Raw genomic sequence first — 24,990 nt, forward strand, 5'->3', positions numbered from 1 at the left:
ATGAAAGAACAGTTTTATAAATACATCCAGAACCTGCAGAATACCATTACCTCTTCGCTGGAGAAGATCGACGGTAAAGCGGTATTCCGCGAAGATCTTTGGGAAAGACCAGGTGGCGGAGGCGGAAGAACCCGGGTGATCGAGAACGGTGCGGTTTTCGAGAAGGGCGGCGTGAACATATCAGCCGTACACGGAGAATTACCTGAGGCCATGCAAAAATATTTCGGGGTGGAAAACGCCGATTTTTTTGCCTGCGGACTCAGCCTTGTCATCCACCCCAAAAATCCGCATGTACCCACCGTGCATGCAAACTGGAGATATTTTGAGATGTATGATAAAAAGGGAAGTGTGATCGACAGATGGTTTGGTGGCGGCCAAGACCTCACCCCGTACTATCTTTATGAGGAAGATGCTATTCATTTTCACAAGGTCTGTAAACAAGCCTGTGATAAACACCAAGAAAGCTTCTATCCAGACTTCAAGGAAAAATGTGACCGCTATTTCTGGAATTCGCACCGGGAGGAAGCGCGTGGCGTGGGCGGACTTTTTTTTGATTACTGCCGAAAAAACGAAGATTTCTCCATTGAAGACTGGTATGCTTTCGTGACTGAGGTAGGAGACAGTTTCCTCGATGCCTACACCCCTATTGTACAAAAAAGGATGAATACGGCCTTTACCATGGAAGAGCGAGAATGGCAGGAAATACGCCGTGGCCGCTATGTCGAATTCAACCTGGTTCACGATAAAGGCACCCTGTTCGGATTAAAGACCAAAGGCCGTATTGAAAGTATTCTCATGAGCCTCCCTCCTCACGTGCAATGGGTCTACGATCATCATCCGGAAAGCGGATCCCCTGAAGAAAAATTATTGAATGTATTACAGCATCCACGCAGCTGGACAGAATAAAAACAACATTATGTATCCCACCAGAAGAAATCGCCGATTGAGAAAGAACAGTGCCACCCGGGACCTTGTAAGAGAGACCCTACTAACTACAGATGACCTGATGGTTCCCCTGTTTGTGGTGGAAGGTGAGAAGGTAAATGAAGAGATTCCCTCCATGCCGGGGTATTACCGCTTGTCGCTTGACCTGCTCACTGAAGAACTAAAAACCCTGCAATCCCTACACTTAAAAGCCGTGCTTCTGTTTGTAAAGGTCGATGATAAGCTGAAAGATAATGAAGGGACTGAAGCGCTGAATCCGGAGGGTCTTATGCAAAGAAGTATCAAGGCCATTAAAAAAACGGCACCTGAAATACAGGTATTCACCGATGTGGCCCTGGATCCATATTCTTCTTTCGGACATGATGGCATTGTCAGAGAAGGTGAGATTCTCAATGATGAAACCAATGAAATCCTTGCAAAAATGGCCGTTAGTCATGCCGAAGCCGGAGCCGATTTCGTGGCACCCAGCGATATGATGGACGGGCGCATCGGTGCTATCAGAGAGGCCCTCGACCAGGAAGGCTTCCAGCAAACAGGCATCATGAGTTACAGTGCAAAATACGCCTCTGCCTTTTATGGTCCGTTTCGGGATGCACTTGATTCTGCACCGGGATTCGGTGATAAAAAGACCTATCAGATGGATCCCGCCAATCGCAGGGAAGCTTTAAAGGAAACCGCAATGGACGTGGCCGAAGGAACCGATATTGCCATGGTAAAGCCAGGGCTTTGTTACCTCGACATCGTTTCAGATATCAAGGCGAATTTCGAAATCCCGGTAGCCGTATACCAGGTGAGCGGAGAATACAGTATGCTGAAGGCAGCGGCCGAAAAAGGCTGGCTGGATCATGATGCCGTGATGATGGAACAATTACTGGCTATTAAAAGAGCGGGAGCCGACCTGATCGCCACCTATTTCGCCAAAGATGCGGCTAAACTCCTGCAATCATGAAAGCCGTCAAACGATTACTGATTCTTTTTATCTGGCTTCCGATAGCAGGGCTACACGCCCAGGAGAATGTCAAGCAGGTATTTCTTGAAAAATGGGAACACTCCAAAACGTACCTCCTTGAGATGGCTCAAAACATGCCCGAATCTGCTTATTCGTTTAAACCGACGAAAAACAGTATGAGTTTTGCCGAACAATTGCTGCATATCAGAAAAAATATGCTGTGGCTGAGCTCTACCTATCTGGGTGGTGAGCCATGGGAGCTTGCAGCTAACAATCAGCAAGACCAATCGAAAGAGGCCATAATTAAGCTGTTGGAAAGCGCCTTTGAACAAACAGGCAGGGCGGTCAGTACCTGCCCGGCTGAAAGCTTTAATACAAAAGTTGATTTTTTCGCCGGGGAAAAAAGCAGATTGCAAATACTCAACCTGATTCAGGATCACGTTACCCATCACCGCGGACAGCTGATCGTATACCTGGCCCTAAATAATATTGACCGGCCGGAATATACCGGCTGGTGATCAAAAACGGTTTAAAATTCATAAATTCGTAGAAAGCATCGATCATGACCTTACTTATTATTTACGCCGTAGTGTCGATCTTGTTCTCGTTTCTCTGTTCGATACTTGAGGCCGTATTTTTAAGTGTGACCCCGACTTACATCAACGTAAAAAAACAGGAAGGAAAGCGATACGCCTTTACACTCGAAAATCTGAAAAAGGATGTAGACGAACCGCTTATAGCGATCCTTACCCTGAACACCATTGCCCACACCGTCGGTGCGATCCTGGTTGGGGTGCAAGCCGAAAAACTCCCTTATTCAATCGATATTTTCGGAGTGAACATCGTTGGAATCGTTTCGGCCATTATGACCTTTCTGATCCTGGTGGTTTCCGAAATCATACCGAAGACCATCGGTGCCACCCATTGGAAAAGCCTGGCCAACTTTACCTCCAAGGCCCTGACTGCCATGATATTTCCTCTCAAGTACAGCGGCATTCTCTGGCTGCTCAAACTCACTACCAAAGTGATCGGAGGCAAAAAAGCTCATGGTTCGGTATTTAACCGGGAAGACTTTTCAGCCATGGCAGAGATCGCTCATGAGGAAGGCGTTTTCCAGGAGTCGGAATCAAAAGTGATCAAGAACCTGGTGCGATTTAATGAAATCAAGATCAGCGATATCATGACCCCGCGAAGTGTCATGAAGACCGCTTCAGAAGATCAGCCGATAGAAAGTTTTTTCCAGGAGAATCCGAAATTACGTTTCTCAAGAATCCCGGTATTTAAAAACAAAGTCGATAATATCACCGGTTTCGTATTAAAAGACCAGGTACTGGAAGAGATGATCAACGGAAAGGGCAGCAATACCCTCGGATCGTTAAGGAGGGATATCATGGTGGCCAATCGCGACCTTCCCATCCCCCGACTTTTTGAAAAACTGATCGATAAAAAAGACCATATCGCACTGGTGGTTGACGAATACGGGTCGATCAGCGGGTTGGTCACCATGGAAGATATCATTGAGACCCTACTGGGTCTCGAGATCGTAGATGAGAGCGACAATGTGGAGGATCTGCAGGTTCTGGCCCGCCGGAACTGGGAGATCAGAGCAGAACGCATGGGAATTCTTGAAGACCTGAAAAAAGAAGAATTCGAAAATCATGAAAATCACCCGAATCCTGACCCCGCTGGGAACAGCGACGATAAAGGGAGACCATAACGGAATCGCTGAGATCAGTATACTTGACAGTTCTGATGTTGAACCTTCTGAAAGCGTAGCGCCAGAACTGGCATTATGTGCGCAGGAACTGCAGCGATATTTTCAAGGTACCCTCGAAAACTTCAGCTTTAAGATGAACCCCGCAGGTAGTGGTTTCCAGAAAGAAGTCTGGAAACAACTTTCGGCAATCCCTTACGGAAAAACCATTTCTTACCTCGAGCTGGCACAGAGAATGGGCGACAGCAAAAAAACCAGAGCTGTTGCAGCAGCCAATGCAGCAAACCCCTTATGGATCGTCGTTCCCTGTCATCGGGTGATCGGTTCAGATGGCAGTCTCACCGGTTACGCCGGAGGATTGTGGAGAAAGAAATGGCTGCTGGCACATGAGCAGGGATCTATACAAACCGTTTTGTTTGAGTAAACACAGCAAATAGTAACCTCCATATTTCAAAACAAATTATCTCTATATTTATTCTCCTGATTCATAGCCTATGAAATATTTACGCCAACTTCTTAAAGCTGTTTTGTTGCTTTTTGCACTTCTGGTTGCTTTCTTATACATCTTTGATTATGACTACCTTCTCAAAGCAGTAAGGGTCACCTATCTTACAGGACACAAAACAGCCTTCTTAGATGATTACAGCTATTTCGACAACAGACCTGTTTCTAATGAAGCAGCCGAAATACAGCCCTGGCCGGAACATAAGGCATATAACACCATAACGCCCCCTGACACCCTGCAACGCCTTCACGACGCATACGGCACTGTTGCCTTCCTCATCATTAAGAATGACAGCCTGTGGCATGAGTCTTATTTTCAAGGCTACCATGAAGACAGCATCAGCAATTCCTTTTCGATGGCAAAGACCATGGTCTCTGCCATGCTGGGAAGAGCCATCATGCAGGGAAAGATCAGCAGTCTTGAGCAGCCTGTGGGTGATTTCATTCCTGAATTCAAACGGGGTTCAGCCGGGGAGCTCACCGTGGGAGATCTCTCTTCAATGGCCAGCGGTCTGAATTGGGACGAGTCATACTACTCTCCCTTTTCAGTCACTACCCGTGCTTATTTTGACTCTGAACTGCGACCGGTCATTAAAGACCTTCAGGTGGTTGAAAAACCGGGAGTTTCCTTTAAATACCTCAGCGGGAACACCCAGCTATTGGGTATGGTACTGGAAAAAGCGACCGGCATGACCCTTTCAGAATACCTGTCCAGGGAGTTCTGGAGACCCATGGGAGCCGAACACCCTGCCCTGTGGCAGATCGATTCCCGCAATTCCGGGATGGAAAAGGCGTATTGCTGTATAGCCGCCACAGCCAGGGATTTTGCCCGTTTTGGTAAACTCTACAAAGACGCAGGAAATTGGAACGGCCAGCAACTTATACCGGCGTCTTTTGCTTCGCTTTCAACCCGGCCACGCTTTGAGGCATCTCCGGAATATGGTTACGGACTTTGGCTGGTACAACATCGTAATAAACACTTTTTTATGCTGAAAGGCCATCTGGGTCAGTATGTGATCGTTCAGCCGGAAGACAACCTTATCATCGTACGTCTGGGACGCAGTAATGCTGAAAAAAGCAATGAAAAGAAACATCGTACCGACATATATGGATACATAGATGCAGCCTATAAAATGATCGAAAATGCTTCATAAGATCATTCTTGAAAATCTGTTGTTTCTCGACATAGAAACGGTACCCGGACATGCTTCCTTTGATGACCTTCCCGAAGAGGAACGGGAATTGTTCAGCGACAAAACCGCTTATCGCAGAAAACCCGAGGAAACTGCTGCATCATTCTACCATCAGGCGGGAATCTGGGCCGAATTTGGAAAGATTATTTGTATTTCAGTCGGCTACTTCCATCACAAAGGGGGAACACTTGAATTCCGCACAAAGTCGTTCTATGAAGAAGAGAAAATCCTGCTGCAACAGTTCGCCAATTTGCTTGACACCCATTTTGCAGGAGACCAATTCCTAATGTGCGGTCACAATATTAAAGAATTTGACATCCCTTACATCGCTAGAAGAATGCTGATTAATGGTATTGCCCTGCCGGCTAAACTAAACCTTTTTGGTAAGAAACCCTGGGAAATACCCCACCTTGATACCATGGAACTTTGGAAATTCGGAGATTACAAGCATTATACCTCTCTGAAACTTCTTACCCACGTTTTAGGCGTACCCTCGCCGAAAGAAGACATCGATGGAAGCATGGTACGAAGTGTCTATTACGATGACAATGATCTCGATAAGATCATTATCTACTGTGAACGCGACGTAGTAGCCGTAGCACAGGTGATATTGCGACTTAAAGGAATGCCCCTTTTAGACGAAAGCGATATCAGACATGTTTAACGAAGAAGGAATTTCTTCCCTTCGAATCCTTCCAGATCTTCAATGGTCAGTACATACACCCCACGGGCATTACCCGAAAGGTCTATAGGTACAGAAAGATCATTTCCCGATTTCAACAGTTGTCCTGTCATGGTGTATATTGCGTAGTTAAGCCTGGTGTTGACCAGTCCCACTAACTCCAGGGTGTTGTCAAAAGGGTCATGTACCAGCTGAACCTCTTCGCTGACCGATTCAGAACCGGTTGCCTGCTGCCTTTCCAGCTTCCCGAGTCGGGTGAGCTTATCTTCAGGCATTGCCATATTCCGAACGCCATATATGGTCACGTCATCAAGCATCACTACGGTGCCGCGATTTCCGATATCTGTGTTTATTCTCATATAGACCTGATCCAGGTCTGAGTAGGTTCTTGCAGGTATGGAAGCGTATACTTCATACATATAGTAAGGCTCAAGGTCTTCTACCATGCGGTAAGAAGAAATGGCCTGCCAGGAGTAACCATCACCGATCTCAACCAATAAGCGGTCAAGGGGTGAAGAAATATAGGTAGCCACGTAGAACCTTATTTCAATAAAATCGTATTCTGAGGCAGGTAATTCGGGTGACATGACCCTGAATGAGCCAAGGCCTGAAGCAGCGGCAGAACGAGAACCGTCATTAGGAAGGTTGAAATTACTCATCGACCAGCTACCGGATTCGCTCCAATTCGACCATCCCGTTTCAAAGTTAAGGTGAGCCAGTTCATCACGAACAGCCATTGCGTTGAGGGTAGTTATAGTAACCTCTTCACTCATTTCGCTGACGTTCCCCTCACTGTCTCCGGTCTGTACCGAAAAGACATAGGTAGTTTCAGGAAGTAGCCCTGAGATCTGAAAACCATTGGAATCAGTCGAACCAATTAGCTCCCCGTTCTGATAAATATAGTAGGTCACCCCCTCGGTACCGCGCAGACTACTGTACCAGTACAGCTCTACCGAGGTCCCGGTAAGGTTCTGAAATACCAGGTCGGTTACCGGTGGCAATATATCGTCGGCAGGCGCAGCCGTGGTATAGCTCACAGGCTCACTGTATTCTGAGGCAAGAAGAGCCGAACACAGCGCTCTTACTTTAAACTGATAGGTGGTTTCGAATTCCAGTTCATCCAGATCCACTGAGTTGGTGTCACTCATCACCCCGGTCCAGGTTTCCCCATTGTCTTTTGACCACGCAAGCTCATACATGGCGTCTGGTATCTCTTCCCAGGAAACCCGCACCTTCCCGTCGGGCTGTGGTTCTGTTTGCAGTCCACCCGGGGTTACCACCTCACAGTCATCTGCCTTGATGCCCGATATGATCAGGGAATAATCCTGCTGATCGTTAAAAAGGCCGGCTTTATGACGCACTGTTATGGTGTAGGTACCTGAGGCGTTGGGTATTTCGATCTTTTCAAAAGGATCGACCGTATTATCACCCTGAACCGCGGCACCCCCAAGATCAGATTTGTCAAGCATCCAGGGATGATATTGCTTACCCCCCTGAGTCACGATAATATCAAGGTCGTTGATCAGCACAGATTCTGTATTGTTTTCCTCACCCATTCTTTTCTCAAAAGGCGCATCGGTCCATGAGAGTGAAACCATCAGGGTCTCCCCCTCTTCGGCCTCAACTTCCATGGTGAATGAACTGTCGTTCACCAGGGTCTGTTCCTTTAAAAGAGAGGTGTGTTCATTATTGGCGATCAGGCTGGCCGCTTTGCGGGCATTGAGTATACCCCAGCCGAATCTGGCATCAGGCCCGGGGTATGCTCCTGCCTCATCGGCTGTATGAAGAACCAATCCTTTCAGGGTGGCAGCTCTGAGCCACTCTCCGTAGATCGTATTATAATATTGCTGTAAAAGCAACAGGGATCCTGTTACCCCGGGGGCCGCCATAGAGGTTCCGGAAATACTTCGGTAGCTGTCTGATGAATCACCATAAGACGAATAGACATTTACACCGGCCCCGGTAATATCCGGTTTGATGCGACCGTCATCTGTGGGTCCATAATTACTGAAATCAGCAATACCGGTCTGTTGAAGATTTCCCTCCTGATCGATAATTATATCATCAGCAGCAGCGACGGTAATTCCGTTTTTGGCTACTGCAAAACCCAACAGCATGTCATAACCATCCTGAGTGGTGCCGTATACAGGTTTCTTATTGTAATTCATTTGCCGGGTATTCCCTGCTGCGGTAACCATGAGATAGTAGGGGGCGTTATACATAATCTCGTCCCAGTCCTGAGCCTGATAGATATAGGCTCCAAAATACCAGTCGGGTATGGTTCGGGCACTTAAACCATATGAATGATTGGAAACCAACATACCTTCTGAAGCTGCATCGGTCACTTCTCCTTCATCTCTTGTCCAGTCGTAAGTCAGACCAGAGGCATTAAAAGCCACTCCTCTGGCTTTCTGATCGACGCCTGAAGCCAAAAGGGTACCCATCACATGTGTCGCGTGTCCGCTAATTCGGGATGCATTGTCTGCAGAGGTTACGCGACCATCGAACTCCTGATGGTCTTCGAGAGCCTTCCCGCTATCCCATACACCTACCTGCATTCCGATACCATCGATCTGCATATCCAGAAAGATATCATCATAGAGAAAATTGGACCGGGATGTTTGTACCACAACATCATTATAGGTCGTATAGTACAATGGGGCGCCATCCGGTCCAATTCTTTGGAGCTCAACCATTCCTCCGTCTTTAAGTTCTTTTTTCAGTTTCCAGCCGTGCTTGAGGGCTAAAATCCGGGCTTTTTCTTTTTCGAAGATGGCGGTTTCATGAAGTTTCTTAGAAAGCGCTTTCAGCTTGGCCAGGTTCGATGAGCTATATGGCACCTTAGTCCATTTTCGTTCCTGAGCCGAAAGCGCTTGGGGTCCTAAACTGAACAAATAAAAAAAGAATAAAGCTGTAAGCAGATTAATTCTCATGATTAGGGGATTTGGTTGGCTTAACTAATGTAGGAGTTAGTTTACAAAAACAGATTAAGTGATATGTTTTTTCGATGAAATGCACTTGACATTTCGATAAAGTGCATATTTACCGAGATTTTGTAGTTATTTTCTGCATAATATTTACCTATAAATAACATATTTTAACACCATTTAGCTGAAAAATCGAACCGATCATCGATAAAAGTCCTATCGATATTAAACGCTTGTGAGAAAATCCACATTCATTTCTATTTGCCATTTTTGTTGTAATCGGTTAAGCTGCCAACTATATGATTTAGTGCTGCGGTACGGGTCAGACAGGTGGATGATAATTTTCAAATCATTACCTTTGTTTCATATATTTATGTATGCTAGAAAGGAAGAGTCTTGATTATGAAAAAGTAGTGCTCATCGGTATTATCAACCAGGAGCAGGATGAAGAAAAGGTGGAGGAGTATCTCGACGAGCTCGAGTTCCTGGCGTATACTGCCGGAGGAGAAGTGGTTGAACGATTCACCCAACGCATTGAGATCCCCAATCCGAAAACCTTTATCGGTACCGGGAAAATGGAAGATGTGCGCAAATTCGTCAAAGAAAACGATGTGGGTACCGTCATTTTTGATGATGAGCTCAGTCCGGCCCAGCAGAAAAATATTGAAAAGATACTCCGTTCCAAGGTACTGGACCGTACCTCTTTGATTTTAGATATATTCGCCCAACGGGCACAAACCTCATATGCCCGTACTCAGGTAGAGCTGGCCCAATACCAGTATCTGTTACCACGGCTCGCGGGACTATGGACTCACCTTGAAAGACAACGTGGTGGTATCGGAATGCGTGGTCCGGGTGAAACAGAAATCGAGACTGACCGCCGTATCGTAAGAGATCGTATCGCCCTGTTAAAAAAGAAACTGGCTAAGATCGATAAACAGATGGAAACCCAGCGTGGGAATCGCGGATCACTGGTCAGAGTCGCATTGATAGGTTATACCAATGTGGGGAAATCCACCCTGATGAACGTAATCAGTAAAAGCGATGTTTTCGCAGAGAATAAGCTATTTGCTACCCTTGACACTACGGTCAGGAAAGTTGTGATCGGCAACCTGCCATTCCTGCTGAGTGATACCGTAGGATTTATCAGAAAGCTGCCCACTCAATTGGTGGAATCTTTTAAAAGCACCCTTGACGAAGTCCGGGAGGCTGACCTCTTGTTACATGTGGTGGATATTTCACACCCCAATTTTGAAGAACATATCGAATCTGTTAACCAGATCCTTTCTGAGATAGACAGCATGGATAAACCCACCGTTATGGTGTTCAACAAGATCGATCAGTATACCCATAAGACCATAGATGAAGACGACCTGGTTACAGAGAAGACCGGTGAACACTTCACTCTTGAAGAATGGCATAACACCTGGATGAACCGTCTGGGCAATAACGTACTGTTCATTTCAGCTTTGAACCGCGAAAATCTGCAGGATTTCCGCAAAAAAGTCTACGAAGAGGTACGAAAGATCCACATCACACGATTCCCGTACAACAATTTCCTTTATCCGGAAATAATCGAAGAGGAAGAAGAATAGAAGTCAGGTTTTTTAAAAGCTGTAGTTCAGTCCGAATAACCAATAAGTCTGCAAATTGTTATCGACTGTGTCAAAGGTTTCATCAGGCATTCCCAGAGTGTTTACGGCATAATTCAGCGCTTCCTGTTTATTATCACGCAGGCCGAACTCGAAGCCCAGTCCGATGCCCTTCCAGATGGTATATCCAAATACATTGGTCCAGGTCCAGTTGGAGTAATTCGAATCGCGATAACTGTAAAAGCCCGAAAACTTCGAGTTTATCTTCAGTTTCCCGATCTGTTTGATATAATCGGCCAGAACTTTAGCACCGGCCGAAGAGTTGAAAATATCATCGCCATTATCACTGAAAACCAGGTTATAGTTCAGAGGATGAACCACAATCACCAATTCATTTTCAATAGCTGTCCACGTTACCCCCACACCAAGGTCAAGATAACCCGGGTCATTGAAATTACTGAGTATTGTGGTACGGTATTCTCCCAATGCTGATAGCGCTAACTTATCTGTTAGCTTATACCCATACAATGAAGTCAGGTTAAACACATCGGTGGCTTCACGGTATCCCTCTTCATCATCCGGATCATCGAGATCATCGAATTTGATCCACTGCAGGTTTATATTAGCCGAATTTCGCCAGAAAAAAGATTCCCTGTCAAGGTTCGCATACCCGTTAAAGGTAAACCCGATCTTTCCTGAATTCACATTGGGTGTTCCCTGGGCATACCAGTTATCGAATTGTGACAAACTAAAACCTACCGTTCCTATGGCACCATATTTCCAGCCAGGAAATTTTTTGATTCTGGCGGTCAGGTCATCTATATCAGATTGAAGAGCGTCGACCGAATCCTGTTTCCGGTCACGTATCTCCTTAAGTTCATCAACGGTCTGAGCAACAGAAAAAAAACTGCAGCCAAGAAAAGCCAGCAGGCAGATAATTCGTTTCATAGCTTTGGCGGTATTTTTTTATATCAAAAAAGAATCAAACAGCTGATTCTGTGTCAAATATACACAATACTGTAGTGCGAAACCCCGCAAAACATCGAATATTATTTACGTTTATAGAGTGGTACGGAAGAACACGCTTCGCCATACAGAAGACTTTTCACCAGGGGCTGAAGGTGTTGAATAAGCAAAAGATAGGCATTCTGAGGCACGGGCTTTTCTGAACATCCCTTAACGATCACCGGCTTATCCTTCAGGTGACTGAAGTCTGTGTTCGCCAGGGTCTCCTGGTAAATGGAAGCCTCAAGAGCTTCGAGATCACCATAAAAAACCCTTCTGGCATAGGGTGCTGCCTGTGCAGTGATGAGCATATAAGCCCAGGCGGGGATAATAGCATCAGAAGTGCAATACACAGCAAGGAATGCATGTTCATATTGTTCCCAATCATGCGCTTTTACGGCGTCCCTGAATTCCTTTTCCTTTAAAATAAAGCCTTCGTACAACCACTCACTGATATCGAGAGACCGGCGTGAACCAGGTTGATAGTAGTCTTCCAGGTTCACCGTTACGAGTTTGCTTTCTGCCACTCTGTTTCTAATCTCTTCCAAAACGCAAATCTTTAATTTTACTTATCAGATGTCAGGCTACCGCTTGCTGCTTCCGCCAGACAGACTGCATATGTGACTAATTACATTGTTGCTTGATTCGAAGCAGGAGGTTCATCGGGTCATAAATCTTACATTAAATCTTCTGTTTGCTGGAAAACACAGCACCCTCTGTAAGATCAAAAATTTACAACCGGCTTCAGATATTTTTGAGATCTAAGCTCATTGCAGCGACCTTTTGCATTACTGAATAAGGCAGGAAATCCTGCTCCTTCGTCACTACAAGACCGGGAAACATCATCCTCGGCCCGGTGTAACCTATAAAAGCCCCAGCTCCAGCTTCGCCTCCTCGCTCATGAGGTCCTGGCTCCATGGCGGATCAAAGGTGATCTCCACTTCAGCATCTTTTACCTCATTGATCGACTTTATCTTTTCTTCGACCTCCACAGGCAGGGTCTCAGCTACGGGACAATTGGGCGTGGTGAGGGTCATCAGGATCTTTACATCATAATCTTCATTCACAAAAACGTCATAGATCAGGCCAAGCTCGTAGATATCTACAGGAATTTCCGGATCGTAAATGGTTTTCAGAACCTTCACGATCTTTTCTCCCAGTTCTGTGGTATTTATGGTTGTTTCACTCATTTTTTAATTCTTTAACTGTTATTACCCGGCTGCTTAATTCAGCTGTGTCTGGTATGCTATGGCATACATTTTAAGCTCCTTGATCATACTGACAAGGCCGTTGGCACGGGTGGGCGAAAGATGTTCCTTCAACCCGATCTGATCGATAAAGGCCGTATCGGCATCTATGATGTCCTGTGGTTTCTGATTGGAAAATGCACGTATCAGAATCGCGATGATTCCCTTGGTGATAATGGCATCGCTATCTGCCGTAAATACCAGTTTATCATCATTCAGCTCAGCATGAACCCATACCCGGCTCTGACATCCTTTTATCAGGTTATCATCCACCTTGTATTTTTCGTCGATAAGCGGCAATGATTTTCCCAGTTCGATCATGTACTCATATCGCTGCATCCAATCGTCGAACATCGCGAACTCATCAACTATATCATCCTGTATCTCTGCTATGGTCATACCTGCGTTTATTTTTGACAAAAATACAACAACCCGGACTGGTATTCAACTGTTTCTGCTGATGCATCAATAGCCACAGCTAATGGTCGTTCTTGTACACCCTAACTTACACTGTCAATGCCGGGCACTGCTTTTCAACAACCTGCCATCACAGCAGCATCTTTCTTGCTCTTTCCACGGCTTCCACCAGCCGGTCTATTTCCTCCTTGGTGTTATAGAATGCAAAACTGGCTCTCACCGTTCCGGGTATCTTATAATACTCCATGATGGGTTGTGCGCAATGATGACCCGTTCTTACAGCAATACCGAGCTTGTCGATAATCGTTCCTATGTCGTATGGGTGAAGCCCGTCAATATTGAACGAAATAACAGAGGTCTTTTCAGTGGCGGTGCCATAGATCTTAAGCCCTTTTATCTGTTGCAATTTCTCTGTTCCGTAGTCCAACAGTTCCTTTTCCCAGGCTGCGATCTCATCCATTCCGACCTCATTGAGATAGTCGATTGCAGCGCCAAAGGCGATTCCCCCGGCAATATTTGGCGTACCGGCCTCGAATTTATGTGGAAGATCTGCATAGGTTGTCTTTTCCCAGGTTACCTCAGCGATCATTTCACCCCCTCCCTGGTAAGGGGGCAGCTTTTTCAGCCATTCTTCTTTTCCATAAAGCACCCCTACTCCGGTAGGTCCACACATCTTATGAGCAGAAACCGTATAAAAATCAACCCCCAGTTCCTGCAGGTCGGGTTTCAGGTGCGGACAAGCCTGAGCACCATCGATCAATACCGCAGCACCCACTTTATGTGCCTTCTCTATGATCTGTTTAATGGGATTCACGGTTCCCAGCGCATTGGATATATGGTTGCAAAAAACCATTCGGGTTCTCAACGAAAGCAACCTTTCGAAGGCATCCATTTCGAGCTCTCCTTTCTCGTTCATGGGAATCACTTTCAGTATGGCCCCGGTCTTTTCGGCAAGCATTTGCCACGGAACAATATTGGAATGATGCTCCATAGCCGAAACCAGGAGTTCATCGCCTTCATTCAACAAACTCGAAAAGCCCGAAGCCACCAGGTTGATACCGTGGGTGGTTCCTGAAGTGAAGATCACCTCATGTGTTTTCCGAATATTGAAATGTTGCTGAATCTTCTTCCGGGCCTCCTCATATTTGTCTGTCGCTTCCTGTGAAAGCGTATGTACACCCCGGTGAATGTTCGCATTGTAATTGGAATAATAATCGACTATAGTGTCGATCACCTTTTTAGGAGTTTGTGAGGTGGCTGCATTATCAAAATACACCAGCGGATACCCGTTTATCTCACGTTTTAAAATCGGAAAGTCGCTTCTGATTTTCTCGATATCGATCATAACAATTCTTTGCACAAAAATAAAAAGTTAATATGAGTAGATTGGTTATATTAGGATTTATTTAAACCCTTAAAAACCGGTACTTTGAAAAGAGTTTTGAAATATCTGCTCTTATTATTCGTTTTCTTTGGCCTTGTGGTGGCAGGTCTGGTCATTATCAAATATCCTCAACTTGACATCCTCACCGGTTATGCTTCAAAGAATGCCTGTTCCTGCCTGTTCCTTGCTGACCGTGATCCGGCACTTATCGACATACAGGACAACGGATTCATGCCTGTTAAGCTGGCTGAAGAAACCGTAAATCCTTCCGAAGGGTCGACACAATCTTCGGTTATCGGTGTAAAATCCCGTAAAGCTGTTTATCACGAAGGCCTGGGCTGCACCCTTCTCCCTCCGGGATTTAAACAATACGACCCACAAGCAGTACCTGAAAGATCACAAACCGATAGTCTGGCCGACTTCCCTTTTAATCTTGACAGCTTGCCAGGATCAGAACTTTCTCAGGAACACTTGAACGATATTCGTTCGATTGCCGACCAGGCTTTCGAGCACAATGACGAAAAGCAAACCCGGGCATTGCTGGTTTGGCACAAAGACCGTCTGATCTATGAACGATATGCCAAGGGCATCGACGAAAACACACGGTTGCTGGGCTGGTCGATGACTAAGAGCGTTTTGGCTACGCTTTACGGCATTCTGATCAGTCGCGGCGAGCTCGACATGGATGAAAAACCAGATATTCCCGAATGGCAGAATGATAAGCGCAAACTTATTAGTTACCGCAATCTGTTGCAGATGAGCAGCGGACTGGCATGGGATGAAAATTACAACGCCCTGTCTGACGTAACACGAATGCTTTTCAAAGCCCCTGATATGGCAGCAGTACAAAAAGGAAAACCTCTTGAACATGTTCCGGGCGATTTCTGGCTCTATTCATCAGGCACCACCAACCTGTTATCCGGCCTGCTGGCCGAACGCTTTGACAACAGACAGGAATACCTGAATTTCCCCTATAAGGAGCTGATCGACCGCATAGGAATGAACAGCATGGTCATGGAAACCGACCCCAGCTTAAATTACGTGGGCTCCTCATACGGCTGGGCCAGAGCCCGCGACTGGCTGAAGTTTGGTTTGCTTTACCTCAAGGAAGGTGACTGGTACGGAACCCGTATATTCGACCCGGAATGGGCAGAATTTGTTCAAACCCCCGCCATCGATTCAAAGGGGACCTACGGGGGGCATTTCTGGCTGAACAGCTCAGGAGTCATGCCCGATGTGCCCTTAGATGCCTATTATGCGAATGGTTATCAGGGACAAAGAGTTATGATCGTACCTTCAAAAGAACTGGTGATCGTCAGACTCGGACTTGGTGATGAATCGGTATTTGATTTTAATTATTTCTTCGGGGAAATCTGCAAATCCCTGCCATAAAAAAAGCCTGTGATCTGCAAAGATCACAGGCCTTTAAGCCTTTATCGCTTATCCTGATGCTCAGAGATCGAATCCAAGGCTCACACCTAATTTCATAGCGATTAGTTTGTTTATACGATTCTTCAGTTCGGGAATCTTAACGCTGTCGAGTACACTGTTTGAAAAAGCATACATAAGAAGAGCCGTAGCTTCCTTTTTCGGAATACCCCGTGAACGAAGATACAGAAGTGCTTCATCATCAAGCTGACCGATTGTACATCCGTGAGAACACTTTACATCATCTGCAAAGATCTCAAGCTGTGGTTTGGCATTAATGGTGGCAGTGTCATCGATCAGGATATTGTTGTTCTGCTGAAAACCATTGGTCTTCTGAGCTTCCTTTTCAACGATGATTCTACCATTAAATACCCCCGTACTGTGGTCGGCATAGATGCCTTTATAGTCCTGATGCGATTCACAATTAGGTTGTGCATGATGCACCAGGGTACTGTGATCAACATGCTGCTTGTCTCCGATCAGCGTAATACCTTTCAGGGTAGAATCGAGTCGCTCTCCCTCGTGGAAGAACTGAAGATTGTTACGGGTTAGTTTCCCGCCGAGTGAGAACGTGTGTACCGAAACATGACTCTGCTCCTTCTGAGATATGAAGGTGTTATCGATAAGCGAAGCATTGAGACGATCGTTCTGTATCTTATAATAATCAACGATGGCACGTTTCTTCGCAAAGATCTCAGTGACTCCGTTGGTTAGTACTTCGTTATCTGTGAGGCTTTGATGCCTTTCGATGATCTGAACATGTGAATTTTCTCCTGCAACGATCAGGTTTCTCGGCTGAACCAAAAGATTTGCTTCATTCCCGGTCGAAAAATGCAGGATCTGAATTGGTTTATCTACCACCTTCCCCTTCGGGATATTGATGAATGCTCCCTCTCTGGAGAATGCAGTATTCAGGGAGTTCAGACTGTCTTTGGGAGCCACCTTATTGAAATAATTCTCAATCACCAGCCTGTATTTAGGCTTGGTAAGGGCAGCACTCATCAGACAAACATCCAGTCCCTCGTGAGTAGTCTGACTCAGATAGGAACTGTACACCCCATCTACAAAGACAATTTTGTAAGAATCTATCTCATGAATGAAATACTTCTTTACATCTTTAAATTCCAGAGCGCTTTCCAGCTTAGGATACACACTATACTGTTTTTTAAAGTAAGGGTTCAGGGAAGTATACTTCCAGAACTCATTCTTTTTAGAGGGCAGATGTTCCTTTTCAAATTGCTTTATGGCTTCAGTTCTGATATCATGAATGGGGTTTTCCACATCCACATGATCTTCAAAAGCCATAAAAGACGATATCATGTTCTCTTTAAAATCCATTTCTGTAGGGGTTTTAGACAGCATGTTCCTGCTTGATCCAGTCATATCCTTTTTCTTCCAGCTGCAGGGCCAGTTCTTTTCCTCCTGATTTAACGATTTTCCCGTTCAGCAGTACATGCACATAATCGGGAACGATGTATTCCAGCAAACGCTGGTAGTGGGTGATGACCACCACGGCATTATCAGCACGCTTTAGTCGGTTCACTCCGTTTGCAACGATCTTGAGAGCATCGATGTCAAGACCGGAATCTGTCTCATCAAGTATGGCAAGCTTCGGGTCAAGCATAGCCATCTGGAAGATCTCATTTCTCTTCTTCTCCCCCCCTGAAAAACCTTCATTCAGCGAACGTGACAAGAACTTACGGTCGATATCAAGCATCTCTGCTTTCTCCCTGATCTGTTTCAGCATTTCATTGGCACGCATCTCCTCCATTCCACGCGCTTTCCGTGTTTCATTTATCGCTGTCTTCATAAAATTGGTAACCGAGACTCCGGGAATCTCCACCGGGTACTGAAAAGACAGGAATATTCCCTTATGAGCACGCTCTTCAGGAGCGAGTTCCTCTATATTTTCACCTTCGTAGTAAATAGCTCCTTTGGTGATCTCAAAATCTTCATTCCCTGCGATCACTGAAGAAAGTGTACTTTTTCCGGAACCGTTCGGTCCCATTATGGCATGAACTTCTCCGGGCTTCACCTCCAGATTAATACCTTTCAATATTTCCTTATCCTCTACGCTGGCGTGTAAATTTTCAATCTTTAACATATACAACTATTAGTTCTCTGTTGAGAAAAGTTTTTTATTAATTATCCTACAGACCCCTCCAGGGAGATCTCCAACAATTTCTGAGCTTCCACTGCAAATTCCATAGGAAGCTTATTTAGTACCTCTTTGCTGAAACCGTTTACAATAAGGGCGATGGCCTTTTCGGTATCAATACCTCGCTGATTACAATAGAAGATCTGATCTTCTCCGATCTTACTCGTAGTCGCCTCGTGCTCTATCTGAGCTGTTTTGTTTTTAGCTTCGATATACGGGAAGGTGTGAGCACCACATTTATTGCCCATCAGCAGCGAATCGCACTGGGAAAAATTACGGGCATTGGTTGCCCGTCTATTAATCTGGACCAATCCACGGTAACTGTTCTGCGACTGTCCGGCCGAAATTCCCTTCGATATGATGGTACTCTTTGTGTTTTTACCCAGATGGATCATCTTGGTACCGGTATCAGCCTGCTGCCAGTTATTGGTCACGGCTATTGAATAGAACTCGCCTATGGAGTTATCTCCCTTCAGAATACATGAGGGGTACTTCCAGGTAACGGCTGATCCGGTCTCTACCTGGGTCCAGCTGATCTTCGAATTCTTCTCACATAATCCGCGTTTGGTCACGAAGTTATACACCCCGCCTTTCCCCTCTTTATTTCCGGGGAACCAGTTTTGTACGGTAGAATATTTGATCTCGGCATCGTCTAAGGCGATAAGCTCCACCACCGCTGCATGCAGTTGATTTTCATCACGCATCGGGGCGGTACAGCCTTCGAGGTAACTCACATAACTTTCCTTATCTGCGATAACCAGGGTTCTTTCGAACTGTCCGGTTCCGGCCTGATTGATCCTGAAATAGGTAGAGAGTTCCATCGGACACCTGACTCCTTTAGGAATATAACAGAAAGACCCATCTGAAAAAACAGCGGAATTCAATGCTGCGTAGAAGTTGTCGGTTCGTGGTACGACCGTTCCTAGGTATTTCTTAACCAAATCAGGATGCTCCTTTATAGCCTCGGATATCGAACAGAAAATGATGCCCTTTTCAGCAAGTGTTTTCTTGAAGGTGGTAGCCACCGAAACAGAATCCATTACGACATCAACCGCAACTCCGGCAAGCTTCTTTTGTTCCTCAAGAGAGATACCCAGCTTATTGAAGGTGTCAAGCAGTTCCGGATCGACCTCATCAAGACTATCGTACTGCGGCTTCTTTTTAGGAGCCGAATAATAAGATATCTTTTGAAAGTCAGGCTTGGTATACTTTACGTTCGCCCATTCAGGCTCGACCATCTCGCTCCAGATGCGAAAAGCCTCCAAACGCCATTCTGTCATCCATTCGGGTTCATTCTTCTTCTTGGAGATGGCCCGAACGATGTCTTCATTCAGCCCAACAGGCAGGGTATCGGATTCTATATCAGTATAAAAGCCGTACTCATACTCCTTGGTCTCCAGTTCTTTTTTTAACTCTTCTTCAGTATAAGCCATGATAGTTTTTTAAAGATTATAGCGAAAAGCTTTCCCCGCAACCGCAGGTTCGCTGAGCATTCGGGTTGTTAAATACAAACCCTTTACCATTCAACCCTCCTGAATATTCAAGAGTGGTGCCTACCAGGTACAAAAAGCTTCGTTTATCAACGATGATCTTCACATCGTTATCTTCAAATACCTTGTCGCCTTCAGTAGTTTCCCGGTCGAATTTTAACTCATAAGAAAGGCCGCTGCAGCCACCGCTTTTTACACCGACTCTAACAAAGTCGTTACCAACGGTATAGCCATCGTCGCTCATCAACTCAGCAAGCTTTTTTTTAGCCGTTTCAGAAACCTTTATCATTTTTAACTAGATTATTTCTAAATAGTCCACAAAAATAAGACATCTGCCATGAATAACCATAGACAGTGACATCAGATTATACAATCTGTTCATAATAATTTGTTATCAGTTATGCAGCAAAAAATATACCAGCACTCAATAAACTGACAAGTCCTTGTCAAAGAGTGTCAAATAATTGTTCAATTTTGCCGGAATGCCGGTGTCGTTTGTATTTTTGCAATATGTTAGAAGATAAGAATCCACAGCGCACCCCTCTATCTGAATACGGGGAATTCGGTCTGATCGACCATCTTACCCAAAATTTTGAATTGCAGCAGGAATCAAGCCATACAGGCATTGGAGACGATGCTGCCGTTATTGATCCCGGTTCTGACAAGATTGTCGTTTCAACCGACCTCCTCATGGAAGGGGTACACTTCGACCTTGGGTTTGCTCCCCTGAAGCACCTTGGTTACAAGGCAGTAATGGTCAATCTTTCCGACATCTATGCCATGAACGCCACCCCGACTCAGATCACGGTCTCCATTGCGGTTTCCAACCGGTTTCCTGTAGAAGCCCTTGAAGAGCTTTATGACGGAATTCACCTGGCCTGTAAGATTTACAAGGTTGATCTGGTAGGAGGTGATACAACTTCTTCACAACAGGGTCTCGCTATCTCGATCACGGCCATCGGTAAGGCCGGCGAAGAAACCCTGGTCTATCGCAATGGTGCCAAACCAAACGATCTGCTGGTGGTAAGCGGCGATTTGGGTGCAGCCTATTTAGGGCTACAAGTTCTGAAAAGAGAACAGGAAGTATTCAAGGTAAACCCGCAAAACCAACCTGACCTTCAGCCATATACCTACCTGGTGGAAAGACAACTGAAGCCTGAAGCCAGAGGCGACATCAAAGAACTGCTGGCAGAACTTGGCGTGAAACCCACCTCTATGATCGATATCAGTGACGGTCTTTCGTCAGAGATCATACATCTTTGCAAGTCATCAAAAGTTGGTTGCAACCTGTTTGAAGACAAGATTCCGCTCGATCCGCAGGTTATCTCGACCTGTGAGGAATTTCAGATGAGCAGTTCGACCGTTGCTCTTGGAGGCGGTGAAGATTACGAATTGCTTTTTACGATAAGCCAGGACGACTATCAGAAGATCAAGGCAAACCCGAACTTATCGGTTATAGGCCACATGACCGAAGAAAAGGAAGGAATACATCTCATCACTCGAATGAACACAAAGATCCCTTTGCAGGCACGTGGTTGGAACGCCCTGAATGATGAGGGGAAAGAAATCTCAAAAGACGATTAAATCATGCGACGGTCTTGAGGCTGTAGCGCTTTCTGTAGAAATGCGCAAGGGTCTCATTGATCTCTTTCAGCTCCGGGGTAAGCGGATCTAAACGACCGTTCACTGTTGAAGTGATTTCCTGCTTACAACAGCTGCATTGATATTCCGTAATGTGATGGGTGATTTTTCGTGTAATTCTGTAGCGATGTCCGAAAACATTGCACAGCATTCTTGCGAATGGATTTGTAGGTGTTTTCATGGTTATTAGTTTTGGGCCATCTAATTTAATTTTTATATCAACAAAATCAAATTTTTTTTAGGAAATTTCCAATATTTTCTTTAAGAGCTTCCCTGTTTTCAATAAAACTCATGTGCCCATCGGGCAAAACCACGATATCTGCAGCAGATCTTTTTAAACGCTCTGCCAGCGAGTTAGCATCTACCACCGGATCTTTTGCCCCGAGTATAACCATTTTAGGATAGGGGGTGAAATACATGATCACCTCTCTGTCGAGCCTGATCTTCATACCTTCCAGGGCAGCGACGATTCCCTGAAGGGGCGTTTTCAAAGCCTCTTCTTTGAGGGTATTGATCTCTTCCCTGAAAATTTTCCGGTTCTTAGGCCGGAACAGGTTGGAGACAGACACCCTTATGAAGTTTTTATGATTATGCTTCACTGCGGCTATAGCGCGATCGCGGTTCTTTTTCTTTTCTTCAGAATCTGCCAGGGGCGTCGAATTTATCAGAATCAGTGCTTTGGGCAATTCAGGGTATTTTTCCGACAGCGCCAGTGCAACGTAGCCTCCCATGGAATGCCCGGCGAGTACTGCTCTTCTTATACGCAGATGATCCAACACAGCTTTGACGCTCTCTGCCATAAATTCCATGGTATGTATATAGCCATTGCAACCGCTGTTTCCGTGTCCGGGCAAATCGATTCGAATAACCCTGTATCGATCGCTGAAGGCCGCTGTCAAATCATCCCAAATACCCGAATGTTCTAAAAAACCATGCAACAGAATCAGTGCGGTTCCTTTCCCTTCCTCGCGGTAAAAAATCGGAGTTCCCTTATACTTCAATTCCATAATTATACTATCTTTCGAAGACCATTTTAAGTTCGTTTCTCCTTGCCTCAAAGATACTGCGCTTATGAACAAAACCCAGCAGACCCTGGCCACCGGCTTTACTCTTTTCGCTCTCTTTTTTGGCGCAGGTAATCTGATCCTGCCCCCTTATCTGGGTTTACAGGCAGGAGAATCATGGTTTTTCACAGCCATGGGATTTGCGGTATCGGCGGTCTGCATTCCCATACTCGGGATCTATGCCCATGCCCGTCTTCAGGGCACCATGCTTGATTTTGCCAACAAGGTTTCTCCCCTGTTCAGCATTGTATTCTGCTCGCTCATATACCTGATCTCTGCGACCATTCCTTCCCCCCGAACAGCCTCGGTCACGCATGAAATGGCTGTTGCCCCCTTATTCGATATTCCATCATGGGTTACCTCGGGTATCTATTTCACCCTCGTATTCGCCGTAGCTGTGAAGCGCAACAGCATCATCGATATCGTAGGCAAGTACCTGACACCGGTGATACTGACCCTGCTGGCGGTCATGATCGTCCTGAGTTTCACTCTCCCTCTCGAGACTGCCGGTACCGCCCTGATGTCTCCGGGATTCTCCGGCGGATTGCTGGAAGGCTATCAGACTTTTGATGCTATGGGGGCTGTGGTAGTTGGAGCTGTGATCATTATATCGTTGAGCCTGAGAGGAGAAGATTCATTCGAATCCAGAAAAAGGCTGATAACCCGTGCAGGCATTCTGGCTGGAAGCGGCCTGCTGATCACTTATGGAGGTCTGATCGCTGCAGGTGCCCTCTTCAGTGGCAACACAGGAGCTGAAATCAGCCGAACCGAACTATTGAATTTGATCGCCCAGCAAACCCTGGGTGCCCCGGGCAGAATTTTCCTGAGCCTGCTGATTTCCCTTGCCTGCTTCACCACCGCCGTGGGTATCGTCACAGGTACGGCAGATCATATTCAGGGGGTATTAAAAGGTGGCAAAGGTACGTTTACGATCTCAGCGGCCCTGGCGAGCCTGATCGGCATCCTGGTAGGTTCGCTTAATGTGGGTTTTATCATCGATGTGGCTTACCCTATCCTGCTGCTCATTTACCCGCTTATCATCGTATACATTTTTCTGAACAGCCTGCCCGATTTTATGACCGGCAAAACAGTGTTCAGAATACTCACCTTTGTCGTTGTACTATTCAGCATTCCCGACGCACTGAAAGCTATTTTATCTCCCGAACAGGTTCCGCCCTGGCTTGATCTTATGCCCCTCTCTGAGTATCAGATGGGGTGGCTGCTGCCGGTGGTGGCCACATATGTATTTTTGATCATAAAAAAACCGGCTGACAAAAATCAGCCGGTCTGAATCAGTTTAATTCAACTGATCATTTATTCATCCACTCTTCGATCTCTTCGGTTTCGATAGGAATATCGGCCATCAGGTTCTTAGGCTCTCCACGTTCCTGTATCACCACATCGTCTTCCAGTCGAATTCCCATATTTTCCTCAGGAATATAAATTCCGGGCTCAACGGTAAAGACCATATTCGCGGTCATCGGGCGCTTTAAAGGCCCGTAATCATGGGTGTCAAGACCGATATGATGACTGGTACCATGCATAAAATATTTCTTGTAAGCAGGCCAGTCAGGATCTTCATTCTGCACATCTGCCTTATCAAGCAGACCAAGACCCAGCAGCTCGCTGGTCATCAGCTTACCAACCTCCTCATGATACTCTTTCCAGAGCGTTCCGGGAACCAGCATTTTAGTCGCTTCGTTCTTAACGCGCAAGACCGCATCGTAAACCTCTTTCTGTCTCTTGGTAAAACGACCGTTCACAGGAATGGTTCTGGTCATATCGCTGGCGTAAAGGGCATATTCAGCTCCGACATCCATCAAGAGCATATCACCGTCTTTACACTCACCCTTATTTTCTATATAATGCAGCACATTGGCATTATTTCCTGAGGCGATAATCGGGGTATAAGCAAACCCCCGGGAACGGTTGATCAGAAACTCATGCATATAAGCCGCTTCTATTTCATACTCCATGACGCCCGGCCTGACCATTTGCAATACACGCTTAAAGCCTTTTTCGGTGATCTTGCAGGCTTTAGCCATGACCTCGATCTCTTCAGGTTCTTTGGTCCCTCTTAGCTGTTGCAATATCTGATTGCTCTTTTCCCATTTATGTGCCGGAAATTTTTCCTTGCACCACTTTATAAACCGATCTTCGCGGGTTTCTGTTTCTACCGACTGCCTGTAATGTTCGTTGGTATTGAAATAAACCGTTTCAGCCTCGGTCATAATATCAAAAAACACCTTATCAAATTCCTTCAGCCAGTACACGGTTTTAATACCACTCACTTCAAAAGCCTTCTCCTTTGTGAGCTTTTCGCCTTCCCATACGGCAATATGGTCATTGGTTTCCCTCAGGAAAAGAATTTCACGATGCTTTTTTTCAATCGCATCGGGAAACAACACCAGTATACTTTCTTCCTGGTCTACCCCGCTCAGATAGTACAGGTCTCTGGCCTGTTGAAAAGGCATGGTACTGTCTGAACCGATTGGATATATATCATTTGAATTGAATACAGCTATGCTGGAAGGCTTCATTTCAGCCATGAATTTCCTGCGATTCTTTATGAAAAGATCGCTGCTGATAGGGTCGTATCTCATGTTTTGTGAATTTTTTCAAAAGTAATAAGATTCAAAGCCTCATCTGT

Annotated in this window: 24 protein-coding genes; 11 read left to right on the top strand and 13 right to left on the bottom strand. The window is 45.7% G+C overall.

Annotation, left to right across the window (positions count from 1 at the left end; all coding sequences use genetic code 11):
• From hemF to K7R10_RS08480, 7 genes are all read left to right on the top strand, one after another.
• On the top strand, positions 1-906 hold the full coding sequence (gene hemF / locus K7R10_RS08450) for an oxygen-dependent coproporphyrinogen oxidase (RefSeq protein ID WP_224484245.1): 906 nt from the start codon (positions 1-3) through the stop codon (positions 904-906).
• Positions 907-916: 10 nt separating this feature from the next.
• Complete coding sequence (hemB, locus tag K7R10_RS08455; protein ID WP_224484246.1) at positions 917-1,894, top strand: porphobilinogen synthase; 978 nt, start codon at positions 917-919, stop codon at positions 1,892-1,894.
• Positions 1,891-2,412, top strand: a complete 522-nt coding sequence (locus K7R10_RS08460; protein ID WP_224484247.1) for a DinB family protein — start codon at positions 1,891-1,893, stop codon at positions 2,410-2,412. The genes hemB and K7R10_RS08460 overlap by 4 nt, the downstream gene beginning before the upstream one ends.
• 44 nt (positions 2,413-2,456) lie before the next feature.
• Positions 2,457-3,611, top strand: a complete 1,155-nt coding sequence (locus K7R10_RS08465) for a CNNM domain-containing protein (RefSeq protein ID WP_224484248.1) — start codon at positions 2,457-2,459, stop codon at positions 3,609-3,611.
• Positions 3,553-4,032 carry a methylated-DNA--[protein]-cysteine S-methyltransferase gene (locus tag K7R10_RS08470; RefSeq protein WP_224484249.1) on the top strand — a complete coding sequence of 160 codons (480 nt, stop codon included), beginning with the start codon at positions 3,553-3,555 and terminating at the stop codon, positions 4,030-4,032. Before K7R10_RS08465 ends, K7R10_RS08470 begins: the two co-directional genes overlap by 59 nt.
• 70 nt (positions 4,033-4,102) lie before the next feature.
• Positions 4,103-5,266 carry a serine hydrolase domain-containing protein gene (locus tag K7R10_RS08475; RefSeq protein ID WP_224484250.1) on the top strand — a complete coding sequence of 388 codons (1,164 nt, stop codon included), beginning with the start codon at positions 4,103-4,105 and terminating at the stop codon, positions 5,264-5,266.
• Positions 5,256-5,969: a 3'-5' exonuclease gene (locus tag K7R10_RS08480; protein ID WP_224484251.1), complete on the top strand. Its 714-nt coding sequence runs from the start codon at positions 5,256-5,258 to the stop codon at positions 5,967-5,969. Before K7R10_RS08475 ends, K7R10_RS08480 begins: the two co-directional genes overlap by 11 nt.
• Here the strand turns inward: K7R10_RS08480 and K7R10_RS08485 are convergent.
• Positions 5,966-8,920 carry a S8 family serine peptidase gene (locus tag K7R10_RS08485; protein WP_224484252.1) on the bottom strand — a complete coding sequence of 985 codons (2,955 nt, stop codon included), beginning with the start codon at positions 8,918-8,920 and terminating at the stop codon, positions 5,966-5,968. The genes K7R10_RS08480 and K7R10_RS08485 overlap by 4 nt on opposite strands.
• A gap of 371 nt (positions 8,921-9,291) precedes the next feature.
• Here K7R10_RS08485 and hflX point away from each other — a divergent pair, with 371 nt between their 5' ends.
• The gene (hflX, locus tag K7R10_RS08490; RefSeq protein WP_224484253.1) at positions 9,292-10,509 is read left to right on the top strand and encodes a GTPase HflX; all 1,218 of its coding nucleotides are present in this window, start codon (positions 9,292-9,294) and stop codon (positions 10,507-10,509) included.
• Positions 10,510-10,521: 12 nt separating this feature from the next.
• On the opposite strand, the gene K7R10_RS08495 is transcribed toward hflX, so the two are convergent.
• From K7R10_RS08495 to K7R10_RS08515, 5 genes are all read right to left on the bottom strand, one after another.
• Positions 10,522-11,454, bottom strand: a complete 933-nt coding sequence (locus K7R10_RS08495) for a DUF3078 domain-containing protein (RefSeq protein WP_224484254.1) — start codon at positions 11,452-11,454, stop codon at positions 10,522-10,524.
• Between the two features lie 101 nt (positions 11,455-11,555).
• Positions 11,556-12,059, bottom strand: a complete 504-nt coding sequence (locus tag K7R10_RS08500; RefSeq protein ID WP_224484255.1) for a DUF2480 family protein — start codon at positions 12,057-12,059, stop codon at positions 11,556-11,558.
• A 315-nt stretch (positions 12,060-12,374) separates the two neighbouring features.
• Entirely contained in the window at positions 12,375-12,701 is a 327-nt protein-coding gene (locus K7R10_RS08505) for a DUF59 domain-containing protein (RefSeq protein ID WP_224484256.1), read from the bottom strand.
• Between the two features lie 33 nt (positions 12,702-12,734).
• Positions 12,735-13,157 carry a SufE family protein gene (locus tag K7R10_RS08510; protein ID WP_224484257.1) on the bottom strand — a complete coding sequence of 141 codons (423 nt, stop codon included), beginning with the start codon at positions 13,155-13,157 and terminating at the stop codon, positions 12,735-12,737.
• A 148-nt stretch (positions 13,158-13,305) separates the two neighbouring features.
• Entirely contained in the window at positions 13,306-14,520 is a 1,215-nt protein-coding gene (locus K7R10_RS08515) for an aminotransferase class V-fold PLP-dependent enzyme (protein WP_255610485.1), read from the bottom strand.
• A gap of 84 nt (positions 14,521-14,604) precedes the next feature.
• Here K7R10_RS08515 and K7R10_RS08520 point away from each other — a divergent pair, with 84 nt between their 5' ends.
• A complete protein-coding gene (locus K7R10_RS08520; protein WP_224484258.1) occupies positions 14,605-15,951 on the top strand; it encodes a serine hydrolase domain-containing protein in 1,347 nt (448 codons plus the stop codon).
• Positions 15,952-16,011: 60 nt separating this feature from the next.
• Here the strand turns inward: K7R10_RS08520 and sufD are convergent, their stop codons facing one another.
• From sufD to K7R10_RS08540, 4 genes are read right to left on the bottom strand one after another with little or no spacing between them, the layout of a single operon-like run.
• Positions 16,012-17,325, bottom strand: coding sequence for a Fe-S cluster assembly protein SufD (gene sufD / locus K7R10_RS08525; protein ID WP_224484326.1), 1,314 nt, complete (start codon positions 17,323-17,325; stop codon positions 16,012-16,014).
• A gap of 13 nt (positions 17,326-17,338) precedes the next feature.
• Positions 17,339-18,091, bottom strand: a complete 753-nt coding sequence (gene sufC / locus K7R10_RS08530; RefSeq protein WP_224484259.1) for a Fe-S cluster assembly ATPase SufC — start codon at positions 18,089-18,091, stop codon at positions 17,339-17,341.
• 41 nt (positions 18,092-18,132) lie between these two features.
• Positions 18,133-19,578, bottom strand: coding sequence for a Fe-S cluster assembly protein SufB (gene sufB, locus K7R10_RS08535; protein WP_224484260.1), 1,446 nt, complete (start codon positions 19,576-19,578; stop codon positions 18,133-18,135).
• Positions 19,579-19,594: 16 nt separating this feature from the next.
• Entirely contained in the window at positions 19,595-19,924 is a 330-nt protein-coding gene (locus K7R10_RS08540; protein ID WP_224484261.1) for a HesB/IscA family protein, read from the bottom strand.
• Between the two features lie 221 nt (positions 19,925-20,145).
• Here K7R10_RS08540 and thiL point away from each other — a divergent pair, with 221 nt between their 5' ends.
• Complete coding sequence (thiL, locus tag K7R10_RS08545) at positions 20,146-21,219, top strand: thiamine-phosphate kinase (protein ID WP_224484262.1); 1,074 nt, start codon at positions 20,146-20,148, stop codon at positions 21,217-21,219.
• A 1-nt stretch (position 21,220) separates the two neighbouring features.
• Here the strand turns inward: thiL and K7R10_RS08550 are convergent, their stop codons facing one another.
• Both K7R10_RS08550 and K7R10_RS08555 read right to left on the bottom strand, forming a co-directional pair.
• On the bottom strand, positions 21,221-21,457 hold the full coding sequence (locus tag K7R10_RS08550; RefSeq protein WP_224484263.1) for a DUF1660 family phage protein: 237 nt from the start codon (positions 21,455-21,457) through the stop codon (positions 21,221-21,223).
• Positions 21,458-21,503: 46 nt separating this feature from the next.
• Positions 21,504-22,283 carry an alpha/beta fold hydrolase gene (locus K7R10_RS08555; RefSeq protein WP_224484264.1) on the bottom strand — a complete coding sequence of 260 codons (780 nt, stop codon included), beginning with the start codon at positions 22,281-22,283 and terminating at the stop codon, positions 21,504-21,506.
• Positions 22,284-22,347: 64 nt separating this feature from the next.
• On the opposite strand from K7R10_RS08555, the gene brnQ reads away from it, so the two are divergent.
• The gene (gene brnQ / locus K7R10_RS08560) at positions 22,348-23,631 is read left to right on the top strand and encodes a branched-chain amino acid transport system II carrier protein (RefSeq protein WP_224484265.1); all 1,284 of its coding nucleotides are present in this window, start codon (positions 22,348-22,350) and stop codon (positions 23,629-23,631) included.
• Positions 23,632-23,650: 19 nt separating this feature from the next.
• Here the strand turns inward: brnQ and K7R10_RS08565 are convergent, their stop codons facing one another.
• On the bottom strand, positions 23,651-24,943 hold the full coding sequence (locus tag K7R10_RS08565; RefSeq protein ID WP_224484266.1) for an aminopeptidase P family protein: 1,293 nt from the start codon (positions 24,941-24,943) through the stop codon (positions 23,651-23,653).
• Positions 24,944-24,990: the final 47 nt, after the last annotated feature.

Origin of the sequence: Robertkochia aurantiaca, assembly GCF_020166495.1 — a bacterium.
Taxonomy (GTDB): Bacteria; Bacteroidota; Bacteroidia; order Flavobacteriales; family Flavobacteriaceae; genus Robertkochia; species Robertkochia aurantiaca.